At 62.5% G+C, this 16,603-nt stretch carries 12 protein-coding genes and 1 pseudogene; 7 read left to right on the forward strand and 6 right to left on the reverse strand.

Translation table 11 applies throughout. The features are described from left to right. Positions 1 to 704: 704 nt before the first annotated feature. The 4 genes from KW841_RS27965 to KW841_RS27980 form a co-directional block, all read right to left on the reverse strand. Positions 705 to 2,090: a DUF1254 domain-containing protein gene (locus KW841_RS27965; protein ID WP_218480549.1), complete on the reverse strand. Its 1,386-nt coding sequence runs from the start codon at positions 2,088 to 2,090 to the stop codon at positions 705 to 707. Continuing rightward, positions 2,087 to 3,436, reverse strand: coding sequence for a DUF1254 domain-containing protein (locus KW841_RS27970; RefSeq protein WP_218480550.1), 1,350 nt, complete (start codon positions 3,434 to 3,436; stop codon positions 2,087 to 2,089). The genes KW841_RS27965 and KW841_RS27970 overlap by 4 nt, the downstream gene beginning before the upstream one ends. Before the next feature lie 160 nt (positions 3,437 to 3,596). After that, the gene (locus KW841_RS27975) at positions 3,597 to 4,934 is read right to left on the reverse strand and encodes a DUF1329 domain-containing protein (RefSeq protein WP_218480551.1); all 1,338 of its coding nucleotides are present in this window, start codon (positions 4,932 to 4,934) and stop codon (positions 3,597 to 3,599) included. 11 nt (positions 4,935 to 4,945) lie between these two features. Next, entirely contained in the window at positions 4,946 to 6,772 is a 1,827-nt protein-coding gene (locus tag KW841_RS27980; RefSeq protein ID WP_218480552.1) for a DUF1302 domain-containing protein, read from the reverse strand. 224 nt (positions 6,773 to 6,996) lie between these two features. Here KW841_RS27980 and KW841_RS29880 point away from each other — a divergent pair. After that, positions 6,997 to 7,077: pseudogene (locus KW841_RS29880) on the forward strand (outer membrane lipoprotein carrier protein LolA); the annotation flags it as partial. Between the two features lie 521 nt (positions 7,078 to 7,598). On the opposite strand, the gene KW841_RS27985 reads toward KW841_RS29880, so the two are convergent. Then, a complete protein-coding gene (locus KW841_RS27985; RefSeq protein ID WP_095967716.1) occupies positions 7,599 to 7,895 on the reverse strand; it encodes a DUF1330 domain-containing protein in 297 nt (98 codons plus the stop codon). A gap of 70 nt (positions 7,896 to 7,965) precedes the next feature. Here KW841_RS27985 and ribBA point away from each other — a divergent pair, with 70 nt between their 5' ends. The 6 genes from ribBA (at position 7,966) to KW841_RS28015 (ending at position 15,330) form a co-directional block, all read left to right on the forward strand. Further along, positions 7,966 to 9,075 (forward strand): bifunctional 3,4-dihydroxy-2-butanone-4-phosphate synthase/GTP cyclohydrolase II, encoded by a 1,110-nt coding sequence (gene ribBA / locus KW841_RS27990; RefSeq protein WP_126045298.1) that lies wholly within the window; start codon positions 7,966 to 7,968, stop codon positions 9,073 to 9,075. Between the two features lie 321 nt (positions 9,076 to 9,396). Then, on the forward strand, positions 9,397 to 10,422 hold the full coding sequence (locus KW841_RS27995; RefSeq protein WP_007976232.1) for an ABC transporter substrate-binding protein: 1,026 nt from the start codon (positions 9,397 to 9,399) through the stop codon (positions 10,420 to 10,422). After that, the gene (locus tag KW841_RS28000; protein ID WP_015095695.1) at positions 10,419 to 11,363 is read left to right on the forward strand and encodes an ABC transporter permease; all 945 of its coding nucleotides are present in this window, start codon (positions 10,419 to 10,421) and stop codon (positions 11,361 to 11,363) included. Before KW841_RS27995 ends, KW841_RS28000 begins: the two co-directional genes overlap by 4 nt. A 6-nt stretch (positions 11,364 to 11,369) precedes the next feature. Continuing rightward, positions 11,370 to 12,179 (forward strand): ABC transporter permease, encoded by an 810-nt coding sequence (locus KW841_RS28005; protein ID WP_007976227.1) that lies wholly within the window; start codon positions 11,370 to 11,372, stop codon positions 12,177 to 12,179. A 16-nt stretch (positions 12,180 to 12,195) separates the two neighbouring features. Further along, on the forward strand, positions 12,196 to 13,350 hold the full coding sequence (locus KW841_RS28010; protein ID WP_007976224.1) for an ABC transporter ATP-binding protein: 1,155 nt from the start codon (positions 12,196 to 12,198) through the stop codon (positions 13,348 to 13,350). Positions 13,351 to 13,614: 264 nt separating this feature from the next. Further along, entirely contained in the window at positions 13,615 to 15,330 is a 1,716-nt protein-coding gene (locus KW841_RS28015; protein WP_218480553.1) for an amidase, read from the forward strand. Between the two features lie 237 nt (positions 15,331 to 15,567). Here KW841_RS28015 and KW841_RS28020 read toward each other — a convergent pair whose 3' ends face one another. Next, complete coding sequence (locus KW841_RS28020) at positions 15,568 to 16,566, reverse strand: bile acid:sodium symporter family protein (RefSeq protein WP_218480554.1); 999 nt, start codon at positions 16,564 to 16,566, stop codon at positions 15,568 to 15,570. Between the last annotated feature and the right edge of the window lie 37 nt (positions 16,567 to 16,603).

Here is a 16,603-nt window from a genome sequence, read left to right on the forward strand (position 1 = left end):
TACATAGCCCGCCGCCATCCATGCCGGGTTACGCACTGGGCAGAACCGGAGGGCAGGAAGATCAAAAGATCGCAGCCTTCGGCAGCTCCTACATTGACCGGGTACACCGCGAATATCGTGGACGGACAAAAAATCCCTGTAGGAGCTGCCGCAGGCTGCGATCTTTTGATTTTGATTTTTAAGAGCGGAAGATCAAGATCAAAAGATCGCAGCCTGCGGCAGCTCCTACAGTGGGTCGGCGTACACAACCGCTCTTCACCACTCAACAGGCCGAGCGTTAGCTCGCCTGCCGCTCTTGATCTTGATCCACCCGCCCCCTCGGCAGGCTGAGAGCAGGTGTTCATCCGGGGATGGGCGCGCAGCGCCGTTCGACGCAGTCGAACTCATTGCATGTAGGTCGAAGCGAAGCCGACCGGAGGGCAATGCCCCCGGATGAATGCCGGAGCGAAGGAACCCCGAGCCTCAGCGAGGGGCCGTACGTAAGGGGCGAGCGTTTTTTTGGTTACTTTTTTTAGGCGCTTGTAAAAAAAGTGACTCGCCGTAAGGGCGAAACCATAAGCCGCCGTTACCGAAGAAACGGATATGTACACCCGTAAAAATCCACACCGCCTGACACTCCGCCTTCGCGGGCAAGCCCGCTCCCACAGGGATCCAGGTTGTCCACTACAGGTTTGAACGACACAGATCCAATGCAGGGGCGCGACTCAGGCAGACACCACCTCAACCCCCGGCATTTGCCAGCGCTGATTGACCACCTGCTGCCCGGGCCCATACAGGCGCAAGACCAGAGTGAACGCCCCACTCGCCGGCGTCGGCAACCAGTTGCTCTGCTCGGCCGGCGTGGCGTTCTGCAGGATCAACGTCAGCCCACCGTCCGCGTCCATCTGCATAGGATCCCGGCTGCTGAGGCAATAACGATTGATCGGGTTGGCCACCAGTTGCCGGTCCGGCAAGTCATACAAGGTCAGCGACCAGAACTCGCTGGCCGGCGGCAATTGACCCGGTGCGAAACGCAGGCGATAGCTTCGCCCGCCCTGCAAGGGTTGCCCCTGATTATCCACACGAGTGCCGGTGTAGAAGGCCTCCTCCACACTGTTGCCGTAAATGCCGACATTCGCCGCGACAGCGCGGTTGAGGTAATTGCCGTCCATCGCTTCGCGAGTGCCGAACAGGCCGAGGGTGGTGCGGACTTGGCTCACCGCCGTTTGCAGTTGCACCTGGGCGTCCTGAATCCCGGCGAGCAGTGCCTTGCGCGTGGCTGGCGGCAACGTCGCCGGGTCGAAGCCCTGGCCGGGCACGATGCCGATCCGCGCAAAGCGTGCGCGCAGGGCTTGCTCGGACGGTTGCGTCGGACACAGGCTGAGGATCTGGTTCAACACCGGGATAAACTCAAGCCCCAACCCGGTCTTGCTGTCCCAGGGTTGCCAGTCAATGACTGGCGCAGCCACGGGCGGTGCACTGCCGATGTATTCATGCAACGAACGCAAGCCGTATTGCTGCTGCAAGGCACGCACCGCCGGCAGGTCCCCGGCGTTTTTCAGGCCCGTTCTGCCAAGCACCATGACGATTTCGGTTTCGCTGCGCAGCACGGCCGTGACGCCGTCCGGTATCTGTCCTTGCCAGTCGGGTCCGGCAATCAGGTAGTTTCCCGCTTCGCGCCCGGTGCTGAGCACGCCGACATAGGCAAAATTGTGGGTGTACTGGTCGACCAGTTGCAGCACATAGTAGCGGTCGTCAGGCACCGCCGGCACACTCAACACTTGCGGCTCGCTGCGCAGGTCGAGCCAGGCCCAGGAGTACGGCGTGTCATTGTTCGGCGTGACGATGTCGCGATTGCTCGGGGTGAACAGCTCACCGTAGTGACGGAACCGGTTGAAGCCGCCGACGTATTCCGGCGCAGACGCGTTGAGCGCCTGCTTTTCCATGGTCTGGTAATGCATGAGCATGGGGTACGCGTAAATCCACGCCTCTTTGGCAATCTGCCGAAGGTCATCGGAATCAGCGGCCAGCAACCAGCGTGGAAACATCAGGCTGCCTCCCAATACCCCCATGCTGCCCAGCACCCGGCGGCGACTGAAAATCAGGTTCATGGATCGATCCTCGCAATCGTCGGCAACTGATAACTCCCGTCCAGTGCCCCACCCTTGGGCAGGTACAGGCGCAACAGCAGGTTGAACGGACCTTGCGGCGTCGGCAGCCAGTTGCCCTGCGGCGCATCCTTGGGCGCATCGGCTTGCAGGGTCAGGGTCAAGCCGCCGTCGGCATCGTATTGTAGACCAGGGCTGCGGTCGCCCAGGGCATAACGCTGGATCGGGTTGGCGGCGAGCAGTTGGGTTTTGCCGTCGTACAAGGTCAGTGACCAGAACGCATTCACCGGTGGCAATTGCCCGGCGGGGAAATGCAGGCGATAGGCGTGCTGGCCGCTGAGCATCTGCCCCTGGGCATCGTGCAGCGCCATCGGGTACAGCGCTTCCAGCGCATCGTTGGCGTAGATGTAGCGCCAGGCGACCGCGGCACGGGTCAGGTCGTCGTCGCCGAACTTGCCGACGTTGGACGGCGACGGCAACCAGCCCTGCTGTTCCACCGACAGCTGGCTGGACGCTGCGCGCACTTGCTCGCGACCGGCTTCGGCGCCTTGGGCGATGGCTTCGAGCAAATCCGCCGGCGCCTGGAAGGTGGCGCCCGGCTTCACACCGATGGCGGCGAAACGAGCCAGTTTTTCCTGCTCGCTGGCGCTCCACTGGTGCAGCGGCGCCAAGGCGTTGAAGGTGCTGAACAGCGCCTGCGCCGGCCCCTGTTTGGTGTCCGCATACGCTGGAAGCTGCAGCGCTGCCAAGGGTTCAGGCGCCGCGCCGCCGCTCACGGTGGACAGTGGTTGCAAGGCGTAGCCCTTGAGCACTTGAGCGGCGTCTTTCCGATCGGCTTCGCCCTTGACCTCGGTGCGCCCCAACAGGAACACCAGGCGGCTCGGCGAGCGAATCACGCCGCTGAAACCCGATGGCACCTCACCCTTCCAGTCGGGCCCGGCGATCAGGTAGCGCCCCGCTTTATCACCCGTGGCGCGGGTGCCGATGTAGTCGAGGTTGTCGGTGCGCATGTCGACCAGTTGAAAGCTGTAGTAGCGCCCCTGCACGGCCGGCACGTCCAGCACCATCGGTTCGCTGCGCAAATCAAGCAAGGCTCGGGAATAGAAGGTGTCGTTGTTCGGTGACACCACTTTGTTGTCCTGCGGGCCGAGCAAGCGCGGTTCGCTGTAGAGCCGGTTGAACGGCAGCTTCGCGGCGATGGCGCTGAGCACTTTGTCGTGCTCGACGGTGGCGTAGGCGAACACGTAGGCCTCCCGGGCCAGTGCCTTCGCCTGGGGTTGATCGAGGGTTGCAGCGTGAACGGTACCCAGGCTTGCGCCCAGGGCAAGAGCGGATATCCAGTAGCGCACGGTAGATCTCCTTGGCAGATAAACATCGGCACACCGGCCCACTGTGGGAGCGGGCTTGCCCGCGAATAGGTCGGTACATCCAACATTGATGTTGTCTGACACACCGCCATCGCGGGCAAGCCCGCTCCCACAGGGACTTGTGGTGGAAATGCAATACGGGTTACTTGGCCCAGCGCCGCAGGTCCGACGGGGTGTAGTCGTCGGTCTTGGCGGCGAAGCCCACGCGCATCGGTTCGGTCTCTTCGTTGGCCAGGCCGCCGGCGTAATAGCGTCCGGAGATCAGGTCGTAGGAGGTTTCCAGCACGTTGTAGGTGAAGCCGTGGTCGTACTGCTGGATCGCATGCAGTTCACCGCTGCGCCACAGTTCACCGCGGCTGTCGTACTGGTCCGACTGGGCGATCTGCCAGCTGTCCTCGTCCACATAGAAACGGCGCTTGGCGTAGATATGCCGGGCACCCGGCTTGAGGGTCGCTTCCACCACCCACACCCGATGCTTCTCATAGCGAGCCAGGTCCTGGTTGACGTGGTTGGGCTTGATCACGGCGTCGTACTTGAGGTCGCGGCTGCCGATCCTGTAACTGTTGTAAGGGATGAACAGCTCTTGCTTGCCCACCAGTTTCCAGTCGAAACGGTCCGGCGCGCCGTTGTAGCCGTCGACGTTGTCGGCGGTGATCAGGCCATTGCTGTAACGGGCGCTGTTGTCATAGGCGATCATCGGCGCACGACGCACGCGACGTTGCCCCGGCAGGTATTGCCAGGCCGAACGCGGCTCGGCGACCTGGTCGATCGGCTCATGCACCAGCACCGCTTCGCCGGACAGACGCGCCGGCTCCAGCACCCGGCTCTTGAACATGAACAGCACGTTGGAGCCCGCCTCCAGGCCACTCACGGTGTCGGCGAAGTTGATCAGCGACTGGTTGCGCACGTAGCTGGTGGCGCCGTTTTCACGCACCAGTGCCGCGCTGCTGATGCGCTCGTAACTGCCGCCGCGATAACGGGTCATGTGGTTCCACATCACCTCCAGGCCTTCGGTGGGCAGCGGAAACGGAATGCCCCTGGCGTAGTCATGCAGACCGTTGCCACCATCGGCCATGCTGGTCTTGGCCACGTTGTCGCGGCTCTGCGCCAACACATCCTTGGGCAGGTTGGCGCTGCGATGGGTCGGGTAGATGTTCATCTTGTAGGTGTCGGGAAAACGCTTGAACAAGGCGATTTGCCCGGGGCTGAGAAACTTCTCGTACTGCGCCACATTTTTCGCCGTGACGGTGAATAAGGGCTTCTCGGCCGCATAAGGGTCGCTATAGCCGCCCTTGCTGTCGACGGTGCCGGCGTTGCTCGCCAGGCCACCGGTCCAGGCCGGAATGCTGCCGTCGGCATTGGCTGCCATTTCCGAGCCCATGGGGGTCAGGGTCTTGCCCAGGGCCGCCGAATCGGTGCCTTTGGCCTGTGCCAGGCCGACGGTGCAGGCCAGGGCCAGCACGCACAATTGCATACGCATAACGGTTCTCCTTAGAAGTCTGCCTTGAAGCTGACGGATGCGAAATCGCGGTCGTCGAGGGTGCTGTAGTCGTTGGAACCGAAGAAGGCGTTGTAGGCCAGTTCCACGCTGTAATCGTTCATGTAGACGCCGGTCAGGCTCACGCCCAGCGCTTGCTGGCCTTCCTGGAACGGCCCTTGCGGATCGTAGGAATAACCCTCGACGTCATGTCTCCAGTTGACGGCCGGAATCAGGTTGATGCCCGGCAACACATCGCTGTATTCGAGACTGGCGCGCAGGCGATAACCCCACGACCACTCGGTGGCAAAGCCTTTGTCGGTGCAGTACTGGTTGGTGACGCCGGAGGCCACGGTGTTGCACGGTGTGCCGTTGCGCGGAGCACTGCGGCCGAACGCGGCGCTACGGCCCAGGCGCTCGTCGCCGAGATCGTCGATGTGCACGACACCGGCTTCACCGAACAGGCTCAGGCGCGTGGCGCCCAGCACGTTGTCGATGGCCTGGGTGGCCGAACCGGTCATCTGCCAGACACCCTTGCGTTCCCAGGCATCGAACTGGCTGCCATTGGTGGTGCTGAAGCCGTCCGGCAATTGCACCCAGGAGCTGCCCCCCGGCCCGGATATCACGGCGACGTTGACGTCGGGTGCGTTGATCGCCAGTGGCATGTTCGGCCGGTAGCTCAGTTCGCCGGCCAGGGAAATCCCGGTGACCGGTTCGACGCCGTTGAGGCTGATGCCGTACAGGTGAATGTTTTCCGGGAAGGCCGCCGCATAACTCGGCGCCTGAGTGCCACCGGGAAAGGTGCCCGGCAAGGAAGTGTTCCTGGCGTTGAGGGTGAAATACGGCAACCGCGAGTGATAGTTGATGTAGTAGATCGCGGCTTCAGCATCGTTCAGCGCCGGGATCATCTGGCGCAGGGCGAAGCCGAACTGACCGTAATCGGACGGCGACTCATTGCCCCGGGAGGTGGCGTACAAACCCGCGGCCTGCATCTGTTCATCGGTCTGCACCTGGCTCAGGTACAACGGCCCGCACCCCGGCTGAATCGCGTCACTGCTGGCGAAGAAAGTGCCGCAACCGTCGAGGACACTGGGCCGCCAGTTGTACTGGTAGAAACCTTCGAGGTTGGTGGTGTCGGTCAGGCCGAAGCTGAAGGACACCATCTCCACCGGCAACTGGCCTTCCTTGATTTCCACGCCGGGACGGTTGAACGCCGAGATGTCCAGCGGGTTGATCACGTTGACGCCGTTCTGGATCAACAGCGCCTCGCCCCAGGACAACACCTGGTTGCCGACCTTCAAGTTCAGCGGGTGGTCGGCCACCTGGAAGTCTTTCCAGACGTAGGCGTCGAGGACCTGGAAGCCCTTGAACTTCGACAGGTCGTCCCAGCCCGAATCGTCGAAATCCTTGAAGCGGCCATTACCGGTTTCATAGGCGTGGTCGTACCAGTATTTGAAGCGCAGGAACGCGCCCTGGCCCTGGCCATCGAGACTGAAATCGGTGAGGCCCTTGAACAGCTGCGAGATGGGATCCCCCTTCTCGAAGTTCAGCCGGTTGTCGTCGGCGCTGACGCTGCTGCCATTGGCATTCACGCCCTGGGCCTGCAAGGCATTGGCGCGGGTCATCAGGCTTTTGTCGGGGTTTTGCGTCGACCAACTGCTGCCCAGGCTCAGGCTGGTCCTGGTCGACAGGCTCCAGTCTTCGTTGAGGTCAAAGGTAGTGGCGCAGGCCGGCCCCGTGAGTACGGCAAGAATCGCCAATGCAAGCGGTTGCGGGCGGGTATGGCCAAGCCGGTGAAGTCGTTGGCGGACTCCGGCTGTGGCCGAGCATTTTTTTATCATTATTGGGCTCCGGTCAGATTTGCTCAGCCCGGACACGGTGCCCAACTATCGACCGCTACACGCAAGCGATGGCCGACAAAAAATAATCATCGGGGGGATCTGCGGGGCGGGGGTATTTTTTTGAAGGTGTACATATCCATTCGGCCGCTGATGGTTCCGCCCTTACGGCGGGGCACTTGGAAAAACGGAACGCCGCCCGGCCTGTAGGAGCGAGCTTGCTCGCGATGGAGGTCAACGATGACGCGGGGAGCCTGACACCCCGCGGTGCTCTCAGGTTTTTCGCGAGCAAGCTCGCTCCTACAGTTGAGCTGGGTACATTCGAAAGAAATTGGTCGGCTGGCAGGACGCCTTCGCTGGCAAGCCAGCTCCCACAATTTGACCGAGTACATCTGAAAGAAATTGGTCGGCTGTCAGGCCGCCTTCGCGAGCAGGCTCGCTCCCACAGAAGAGCAAAAGCAGAGCAGCCCATACCGCGCCGCTTCTCACCACTCAACAGGCCGAGCGTTAGCTCGCCTGCCGCTCTTGATCTTGATCCACCCGCCCCCTCGGCAGGCTGAGCGGAGGTGTTCATCCGGGGATGGGCGCGCAGCGCCGTTCGACGCAGTCGAACTCATTGCATGTAGGTCGAAGCGAAGCCGACCGGAGGGCAATGCCCCCGGATGAATACCGGAGCGAAGGTACCCCGAGCCTCAGCGAGGGGCCGTACGTTCGGGGCGAGCGTTTTTTTGGTTACTTTTTTTAGGCGCTTGTAAAAAAAGTGACTCGCCGTAAGGGCGAAACCGCCAGCCGCCGTTACCGAAGAAACGGATATGTACGCATTCGCAATTCAAAGCGGCGCCACGCCTTCGACAATGATGACCTCAGCCAACGCCACCCCCTCACGATACCCCCGCGCCTCCTGATACAACGCCGAGTGATAGCAAGCCACCGCCTGCTCATAGGAATCAAACTCGATCACCACACTACGCTGCGGCGTCGCCCGACCTTCCATCGCCTCACTACGCCCACCCCGCGCCAGAATCCGACCGCCATACAGGGCAAACGCCTGCGGCGCCCGCCGGGTGTATTGGCTGTATTGATCAGGGTCAGTGACATCCACATGAGCAATCCAGTACGCCTTCATAGTGACCTCTCGGTTTATTTTGTATTATGGTATACCACATTACTCCTCCCACAAACACCGAGACTCCAGCATGGCCTTCAACAGCATCGAAGAAATCATCGAAGATTACCGCCTCGGCAAAATGGTCCTGCTGGTCGACGATGAAGACCGGGAAAACGAAGGCGACCTGTTGCTGGCCGCCGACTGCTGCACACCCGAGGCGATCAGCTTCATGGCCCGTGAAGCCCGTGGCCTGATCTGCCTGACCCTGACCGACGAACACTGCAAACGCCTGGGCCTGGAGCAAATGGTGCCGAGCAACGGCAGCGTGTTCAGCACCGCGTTCACCGTGTCCATCGAGGCCGCCGTCGGTGTGACCACCGGTATCTCCGCCGCCGATCGTGCCTGCACCGTGGCCGCCGCCGTCGCCGCCAACGCAGGTCCCGCCGACATCGTGCAACCCGGGCACATCTTCCCGCTGCGTGCCCGGGAAGGCGGTGTACTGACCCGTGCCGGTCATACCGAGGCCGGTTGCGACCTGGCCCGCCTGGCCGGCCATACGCCCGCCTCGGTGATCGTCGAAGTGATGAACGACGACGGCACCATGGCCCGCCGCCCCGACCTGGAAGTGTTCGCGCGCAAGCACGGGATCAAAATCGGCACCATCGCCGACCTGATCCACTACCGCCTGAGTACCGAACACACCATCGTGCGCATCGGTGAACGTGACTTGCCGACGGTGCACGGCACCTTTCGTCTGATCACCTTCGAGGATCGCATCGAAGGCGGTGTCCACATGGCCATGGTCATGGGCGATCTGCGCCGCGATGAGCCGACGCTGGTGCGCGTGCATGTGATCGATCCGTTGCGCGACCTGGTCGGCGCCGAGTACAGCGGGCCGACCAACTGGACCTTGTGGGCCGCCTTGCAGCGCGTCGCCGCCGAAGGCCACGGCGTGGTGGTGGTGCTGGCCAATCACGAATCCTCCCAGGCGCTGCTGGAACGCGTGCCGCAATTGACCCAGTCGCCCCGGCAGTTCAGCCGTTCGCAGTCGCGGATTTATTCGGAGGTGGGCACCGGCGCGCAGATCCTGCAGAACCTGGGTGTCGGCAAGCTGCGCCACCTCGGACCGCCGTTGAAATATGCGGGCTTGACCGGGTATGACCTGGAGGTGGTTGAGAGTATTGCGTTCACCGAGTGATACGCAGTCATTCCTGCATGGAAAAAACCCTGTGGGAGCGGGCTTGCCCGCGATGACGGCGGTACATCCAAAATCAATGTCACAGATGTACCGCTATCGCGGGCAAGCCCGCTCCCACAGGAATGTGGCTAGGGATAAATCAACTTCATAAAGAGCAAATTGGCTGATAGCCGGTACGGCAAAGTGCTTGCACAAAGTTTGGAATACCATAATATGATATTCCATAGACCGGACAGTCAGCACTGACTCGACGGACCTACTGCTCCCGATAGGCGGGCACTCGAAGGCCCCGCTCATAAACACAACAATGAGGGCGTGAAAATGGTGTTGAACAAACGTGCGACCGCAGTACTTTTTGCGGGACTGCTGAGCGTCACCAGCCAGGCATTGCTGGCGGCTGAAAGCGTCAACTTCGTCAGTTGGGGCGGCAGCACCCAGGATGCGCAGAAGCAGGCCTGGGCCGATCCGTTCAGCAAGGCCAGCGGCATCACCGTTGTGCAAGATGGCCCGACCGACTACGGCAAGCTCAAGGCCATGGTCGAAAGCGGCAACGTGCAATGGGACGTGGTCGATGTCGAAGCCGACTTCGCCCTGCGCGCCGCCGCCGAAGGCTTGCTCGAACCCCTCGATTTCAAAGTCATTGATCGCGACAAGATCGACCCGCGCTTCGTCAGCGATCACGGCGTTGGCTCGTTCTTCTTCTCCTTCGTCCTCGGCTACAACGAAGGCAAACTCGGCGCCAACAAGCCTCAGGACTGGTCCGCGCTGTTCGACACCAAGACCTACCCCGGCAAACGCGCCCTCTACAAATGGCCAAGCCCTGGCGTCCTCGAACTGGCGCTGCTGGCCGACGGTGTAGCGGCGGACAAGCTCTACCCGCTGGACCTGGACCGCGCGTTCAAGAAACTCGACACCATCAAGAAAGACATCGTCTGGTGGGGCGGCGGCGCGCAGTCGCAGCAACTGCTGGCCTCCGGCGAAGCGAGCATGGGCCAGTTCTGGAACGGCCGGATTCATGCCCTGCAGGAAGACGGCGCCCCGGTCGGCGTAAGCTGGAAGCAGAACCTGGTCATGGCCGACATCCTGGTCATTCCCAAGGGTTCGAAAAACAAGGACGCGGCGATGAAGTTCCTGGCCAACGCCAGCAGCGCCAAAGGACAGGCCGACTTCTCCAACCTGACCGCCTACGCCCCGGTCAACGTCGACAGCGTGGCGCGCCTGGACTCGGCGCTGGCCCCGAACCTGCCGACGGCCTACGCAAAGGATCAGATCACTCTTGATTTCGCATACTGGGCCAAGAACGGTCCGGCCATTGCGACACGGTGGAACGAATGGCTGGTCAAATGAAAATGACGGCAACCGCGCCTCGTCCTTCCACGGCCTCCGGGAGCGCCATCGGCGCTGCCGGTTCGGCAGTCGGCCAGACCCTTGCAAAGCAACCCTCGCCGTCGCTGAAGCAGCGTTGGCGTGGCGCCAGCAACCTGGTCCCCGCCCTGCTGTTCCTCGGCCTGTTCTTTCTCGCGCCGCTGATTGGCCTGCTGTTGCGCGGCGTGCTGGAACCGGTGCCGGGCCTGGGCAACTACGAGCAACTGTTCGCCAACTCGGCCTATGCCCGGGTGTTGCTCAACACCTTCTCGGTGGCGGGCCTGGTCACGCTGTTCAGCCTGCTGCTGGGCTTCCCGCTGGCCTGGGCGATCACCCTGGTGCCGCGTGGCTGGGGGCGCTGGATCCTCAACATCGTGCTGTTGTCGATGTGGACCAGCCTGCTCGCCCGCACCTACTCCTGGCTGGTGTTGCTGCAAGCCTCCGGGGTGATCAACAAGGCGCTGATGGCGATGGGCATCATCGATCAACCGCTGGAGATGGTGCACAACCTCACCGGCGTGGTGATCGGCATGAGCTACATCATGATCCCGTTCATCGTGCTACCGTTGCAGGCGACCATGCAGGCCATCGACCCGATGATCCTGCAGGCCGGTTCGATCTGCGGCGCCAGCCCCTGGACCAATTTCTTCCGGGTGTTCCTGCCGCTGTGCCGGCCGGGGCTGTTCTCCGGTGGCCTGATGGTGTTCGTGATGTCCCTCGGTTACTACGTGACCCCGGCGCTGCTGGGCGGTGCGCAGAACATGATGCTGCCCGAGTTCATCATTCAGCAGGTGCAATCGTTCCTCAACTGGGGCCTGGCCAGCGCCGGCGCCGCGTTGTTGATCGTGATCACGCTGGTGCTGTTCTACTTCTACCTGAAGCTCCAGCCGGAATCCCCGGTTGGCGCCAGCAACGCGAGGTAAGCCGTCATGCTCCTGACCCCCAATGCCATGAGCCGCCGGATGCGCTTCGGCCTCTATGCCACCACCGGGCTGATCGGTCTGTTCCTGCTGCTGCCGATCGTGTTCATCGTGCTGCTGTCGTTCGGATCGTCGCAATGGCTGGTGTTCCCGCCGCCGGGCTGGACGCTGAAATGGTACGGCCAGTTCTTCTCCAACGCCGACTGGATGAACGCGGCGATGGCCAGCCTCAAGGTCGCGGTGCTGACCACGTTCTTCGCCGTCGCGCTGGGCCTGCCAACCGCGTTCGCCCTGGTGCGTGGCCGCTTCCCCGGCCGCGAAATGCTCTACGGCCTGTTCACCCTGCCGATGATCGTGCCCCTGGTGATCATCGCCGTGGCGGTGTACGCGCTGTTCCTGAAACTGGGCTACACCGGGACCATGTTCGCCTTCGTGGTCAGCCATGTGATCGTGGCGTTGCCGTTCACCATCATCTCGATCATCAACTCGCTGAAGCTGTTCGATCAGTCGATCGAGGATGCGGCGGTGATCTGCGGCGCCTCGCGCCTGCAAGCAGTGTTCAAGGTGACCTTCCCGGCGATCCGCCCGGGCATGGTCGCCGGCGCCCTCTTCGCCTTCCTCGTCTCGTGGGATGAAGTGGTGCTGAGCGTGATGATGGCCAGCCCGACCCTGCAAACCCTTCCCGTGAAAATGTGGACCACCCTGCGCCAGGACCTGACGCCCGTGATCGCCGTCGCCTCGACGCTGCTGATCGGCCTCTCGGTCTTGGTCATGGTGATCGCCGCCGCTCTGCGCCGGCGCAACGAAATCAGCGCTTGAGCGCCAGGAGTACGACATGAGTGCAGTGATCAAAGATTCCGCGCAGCAAAATGACAAACCCCTGGTCAGCCTGCGTAACCTGAACAAGCACTACGGCGACTTCGCCGCCGTGGACAACATCTCGCTGGACATCAAGGACGGTGAATTCCTCACCTTCCTCGGCTCCAGCGGCTCGGGCAAAAGCACCACGCTGTCGATGCTCGCCGGCTTCGAAACGCCGAGCAGCGGCGAGATCCTGGTCAACGGCCAGTCGCTGGTCAACGTGCCGCCGCACAAGCGCGACATCGGCATGGTGTTCCAGCGCTACTCGCTGTTCCCGCACCTGTCGGTGCGCGACAACATCGCCTTCCCGCTGACCATCCGCAAACTGGCCACGGCCGAACGCGAGCGCCGGGTCGATGCAATGCTCAAGCTGGTGCAGCTTGAGCAATTCGCCCATCGCCGTCCTTCGCAACTGTCCGGTGGCCAGCAGCAACGCGTCGCCATCGCCCGCGCGTTGGTTTACGAGCCACGCATCCTGTTGATGGACGAACCCCTCGGTGCGCTGGACAAGAAACTGCGCGAAGACTTGCAGGATGAACTGCGCCAGCTGCATCGGCGCCTGGGCATCACCATCGTCTACGTGACCCACGATCAGGAAGAAGCCATGCGCCTGTCCCAGCGCATCGCGATTTTCAGCCACGGCAAGATCGTTGGCCTGGGCAGCGGTTATGACCTTTACCAGAATCCGCCGAACGCCTTTGTCGCCTCGTTCCTCGGCAACTCCAACTTCCTCAAGCTCAAGGCCCAGGGTAATGCGGTGGCGACCTTCGAGGGGCAACCGCTGTCGATCCGTCTCACCGCCAGTCTGCAAACCGATCAGGACGTGCTGCTGATGGTACGCCCGGAAAAAGCCCTGGCCCTGAGCAATGAACAAGCCCTCGCCGAACCGCTGGCCGCCGGCTGGAACGAAGTCTCGGCCAAGGTCGTGGAAGTGTTGTTCCTCGGCGAAAGCCAGACCTGCAGCGTGATCACTGCCGGCGGCACCTCGATGACGGTCAAGGCACTGTCCGCCGCCGGCATGCCGCTCAAGGCCGGCGACCCGGTTCGGGTGCGCTGGGCCACCGCGGACGCCTGCGTCTACACCGAATGGGCCGAAAGCGACCTGAACAAGGCTGCCGGCGCTCACTGATCCATTGGCCTGCGCGCGCGGGCCACTATAATGAGTCACCCTCGGGCCACCACAACGTCGGGTTGTGGTGGCCTTTTTTCTGTCACCTGTAAGATAAATTGGACAACGGATTCCTAAAATCCCGGTTTAATGCTAAATAGTGCTCAGTATTTTTAACACCCGACCCTGTCGTGCCACACAGTGCAACGAGAATAACGATATGAAAGTCCATTTCGAGAAAAGTGAAGTGTTTGGGACCCTCCACCTGCAAGCGGCGGTGGCAGCATGATCGAAGTTACCGAAGTTTCCATTGCCGAGCTGCGCGCCGCGCTCGAATCCGGCCAGACCACCTCGGTTGAACTGGTCCAGGCTTATCTCGCGCGGATCGACGCCTATGACGGTCCCGAGACGCCCACGGCACTGAACGCAGTGGTGGTGCGCAACCCCGAGGCCCTCGCCGAAGCACAGGCCGCCGACGCCCGTCGCGCCAAGGGCCAGGTGCTGGGTCCGCTGGACGGCATCCCTTACACCGCCAAGGACAGTTATCTGGTCAAGGGCCTCACCGCCGCTTCCGGCAGCCCGGCCTTCAAGGACCTGGTCGCCTATCGCGATGCGTTCACCATCGAACGCCTGCGCGCCGCCGGGGCGATCTGCCTGGGCAAGACCAACATGCCGCCGATGGCCAACGGCGGGATGCAGCGCGGCGTCTACGGCCGTGCCGAGAGCCCGTACAACGCCGGCTACCTCACCGCCCCTTTCGCCTCCGGTTCGTCGAACGGTGCCGGCACGGCCACCGCGGCCAGTTTCGCCGCTTTCGGTCTGGCGGAAGAAACCTGGTCGAGTGGTCGCGGCCCGGCTTCGAACAACGGTTTGTGCGCCTACACCCCTTCGCGCGGCGTGATCTCGGTACGCGGCAACTGGCCGCTGACCCCGACCATGGACGTGGTCGTGCCGTTTGCCCGGACCATGGCCGACCTGCTCGAAGTGCTCGACGTGGTGGTGGCCGATGACCCGGACACTCGCGGTGACCTGTGGCGCTTGCAGCCTTGGGTGCCCATTCCGAAATCGTCCGAGGTACGCCCGCAATCCTATGCCGCGCTGGCGGCGGACAGCGAAGCGCTCAAAGGCAAGAAGTTCGGTGTTCCACGCATGTACATCAACGCCGACCCTGAAGCCGGCACGTCCGAAGCACCGGGCATCGGTGGCCCGACCGGCCAGCGCATCAACACCCGTCCTTCGGTGATCGGCCTCTGGGAACAGGCGCGCAAGGCCCTCGAAGACGCTGGTGCGCAAGTGATCGACGTGGACTTCCCGCTGGTCTCCAATTGCGAAGGCGATCGTCCTGGCGCGCCGACCGTGTTCAATCGCGGCATCGTCTCCAAGGAATTCCTGCACCATGAACTGTGGGACCTGACCGCCTGGGCGTTCGATGACTTCCTGCAGGCCAACGGCGATCCGAAATTGAATCGCCTGGTCGATGTCGACGGCCCGCTGATCTTCCCTCACGACCCGGGCACCCTGCCCAACCGCGAGGGCGACCTGGTCGCCGGCATGGACGAATACGTGCGCATGGCCGAGCGCGGCATCACGCCGTGGGACCAGATCAGCACAGTGCCCGACGGCCTGCGCGGACTGGAAAAGACCCGCAAGCTCGATCTGGAGGACTGGATGGATCGCCTGGGCCTCGACGCGGTGCTGTTCCCGACGGTCGCCGATGTAGCGCCGGCGAATGCCGATGTCGATCCGCAGTCGGCGGATATCGCCTGGAGCAACGGTATATGGGTCGCCAACGGCAACCTCGCCATCCGCCACCTCGGCGTGCCAACGGTCACCGTGCCGATGGGCGTGATGTCGGACATCGGCATGCCGGTCGGCCTGACCTTCGCCGGGCGCGCCTATGACGACTCGTCACTGCTGCACCTGGCATCGGCGTTCGAGTCCACCGGGAACAAACGCATGATCCCGCCACGCACCCCGCCATTGGCGGCTGACAAGCAGTAATGCAGGAGCTGGCTTGCCAGCGATGGTCATCAACGATAACGCGTGTGATCTGGATAAACGCGGCGTCCTTGAGTCCATCGCCAGCAAGCTGGCTCCCACAGTTTTAGCGTGGGCACGGTCCCCTGTGGGAGCTGGCTTGCCTGCGATGGTCGTTAACGATAACGCGTGTGATCTGGATGAACGCGGCGCTCTTGAGTCCATCGCCAGCAGGCTGGCTCCTACAGGTTCCCGGGAGTTTCAGGGATCAACCTGGGCCATCAGTTCCGGAATCGATTCCGGCCGATTGGCAAAACGCTGCGCCAGCACCGCACAGACCATCAGTTGAATCTGGTGGAACAGCATCAACGGCAGGATCAGCACACCAATGGTGCTACCGGCAAACAACACCTGCGCCATCGGCACACCGGTCGCCAGGCTTTTCTTCGAGCCGCAGAAGAGAATGGTGATGCGGTCTTCCTGATTGAAGCCGAACGCCTTGCCCAGTACGGTCGAGGCCACCAACACCAGCGCCAGGACCACGCAGCACGCCACCACCAGCCCGACTAGGTCCAGCAACGGAATCTGGTGCCAGAGGCCTTCGATCACCGCCTCGCTGAACGCGCCGTAGACCACCAGCAAAATCGAACCCTGATCGACGAACTTCAGCCAACTCTTGTTGCGCGCCACCCAGTTGCCGATCCAGCGCCGCGCGATCTGCCCGGCAATGAACGGCAGCAGTAACTGCACGCTGATCTTGAGGATGGCGTCGAGGGTCGAGCTGCCTTCGCCATGCACATTGAGCAGCAGGGTCACCAGCAAGGGCGTGAGGAAAATCCCGAACAAGCTGGACGCCGCCGCGCTGCAAATCGCCGCCGGGATGTTGCCCCGCGCCAGAGAAGTAAAGGCAATCGCCGACTGCACCGTGGCGGGCAGCGCACACAGGTAGAGCATGCCCATGTACAGGTCATTGCCGATCAGCGGTGACAGCAGCGGCTTGAGCGCCAGGCCGAGCAGCGGGAACAGCACGAAGGTCAGGCTGAACACCAGCAAATGCAGGCGCCAGTGCCCGGCACCGGCAATGATCGACTCGCGGGACAGCTTGGCGCCATGCAGGAAAAACAGCAGCGCGATGGCGATGTTGGTCAGCCAGCCAAAACCGACCGCGACCTGGCCGCTGGCAGGCAGCAGGCTGGCGAGCGCGACCACGCCGATCAGGGTCAGGGTGAAGTTGTCGGGTAACAAACGGGGCCGAGTCATGGGTTGATCATCCGGGGGTTGCCAGTACGTGAAAGCG

This window comes from Pseudomonas sp. PDM28, from assembly GCF_019219115.1.
Lineage (GTDB): Bacteria > Pseudomonadota > Gammaproteobacteria > Pseudomonadales > Pseudomonadaceae > Aquipseudomonas > Aquipseudomonas laurylsulfatiphila.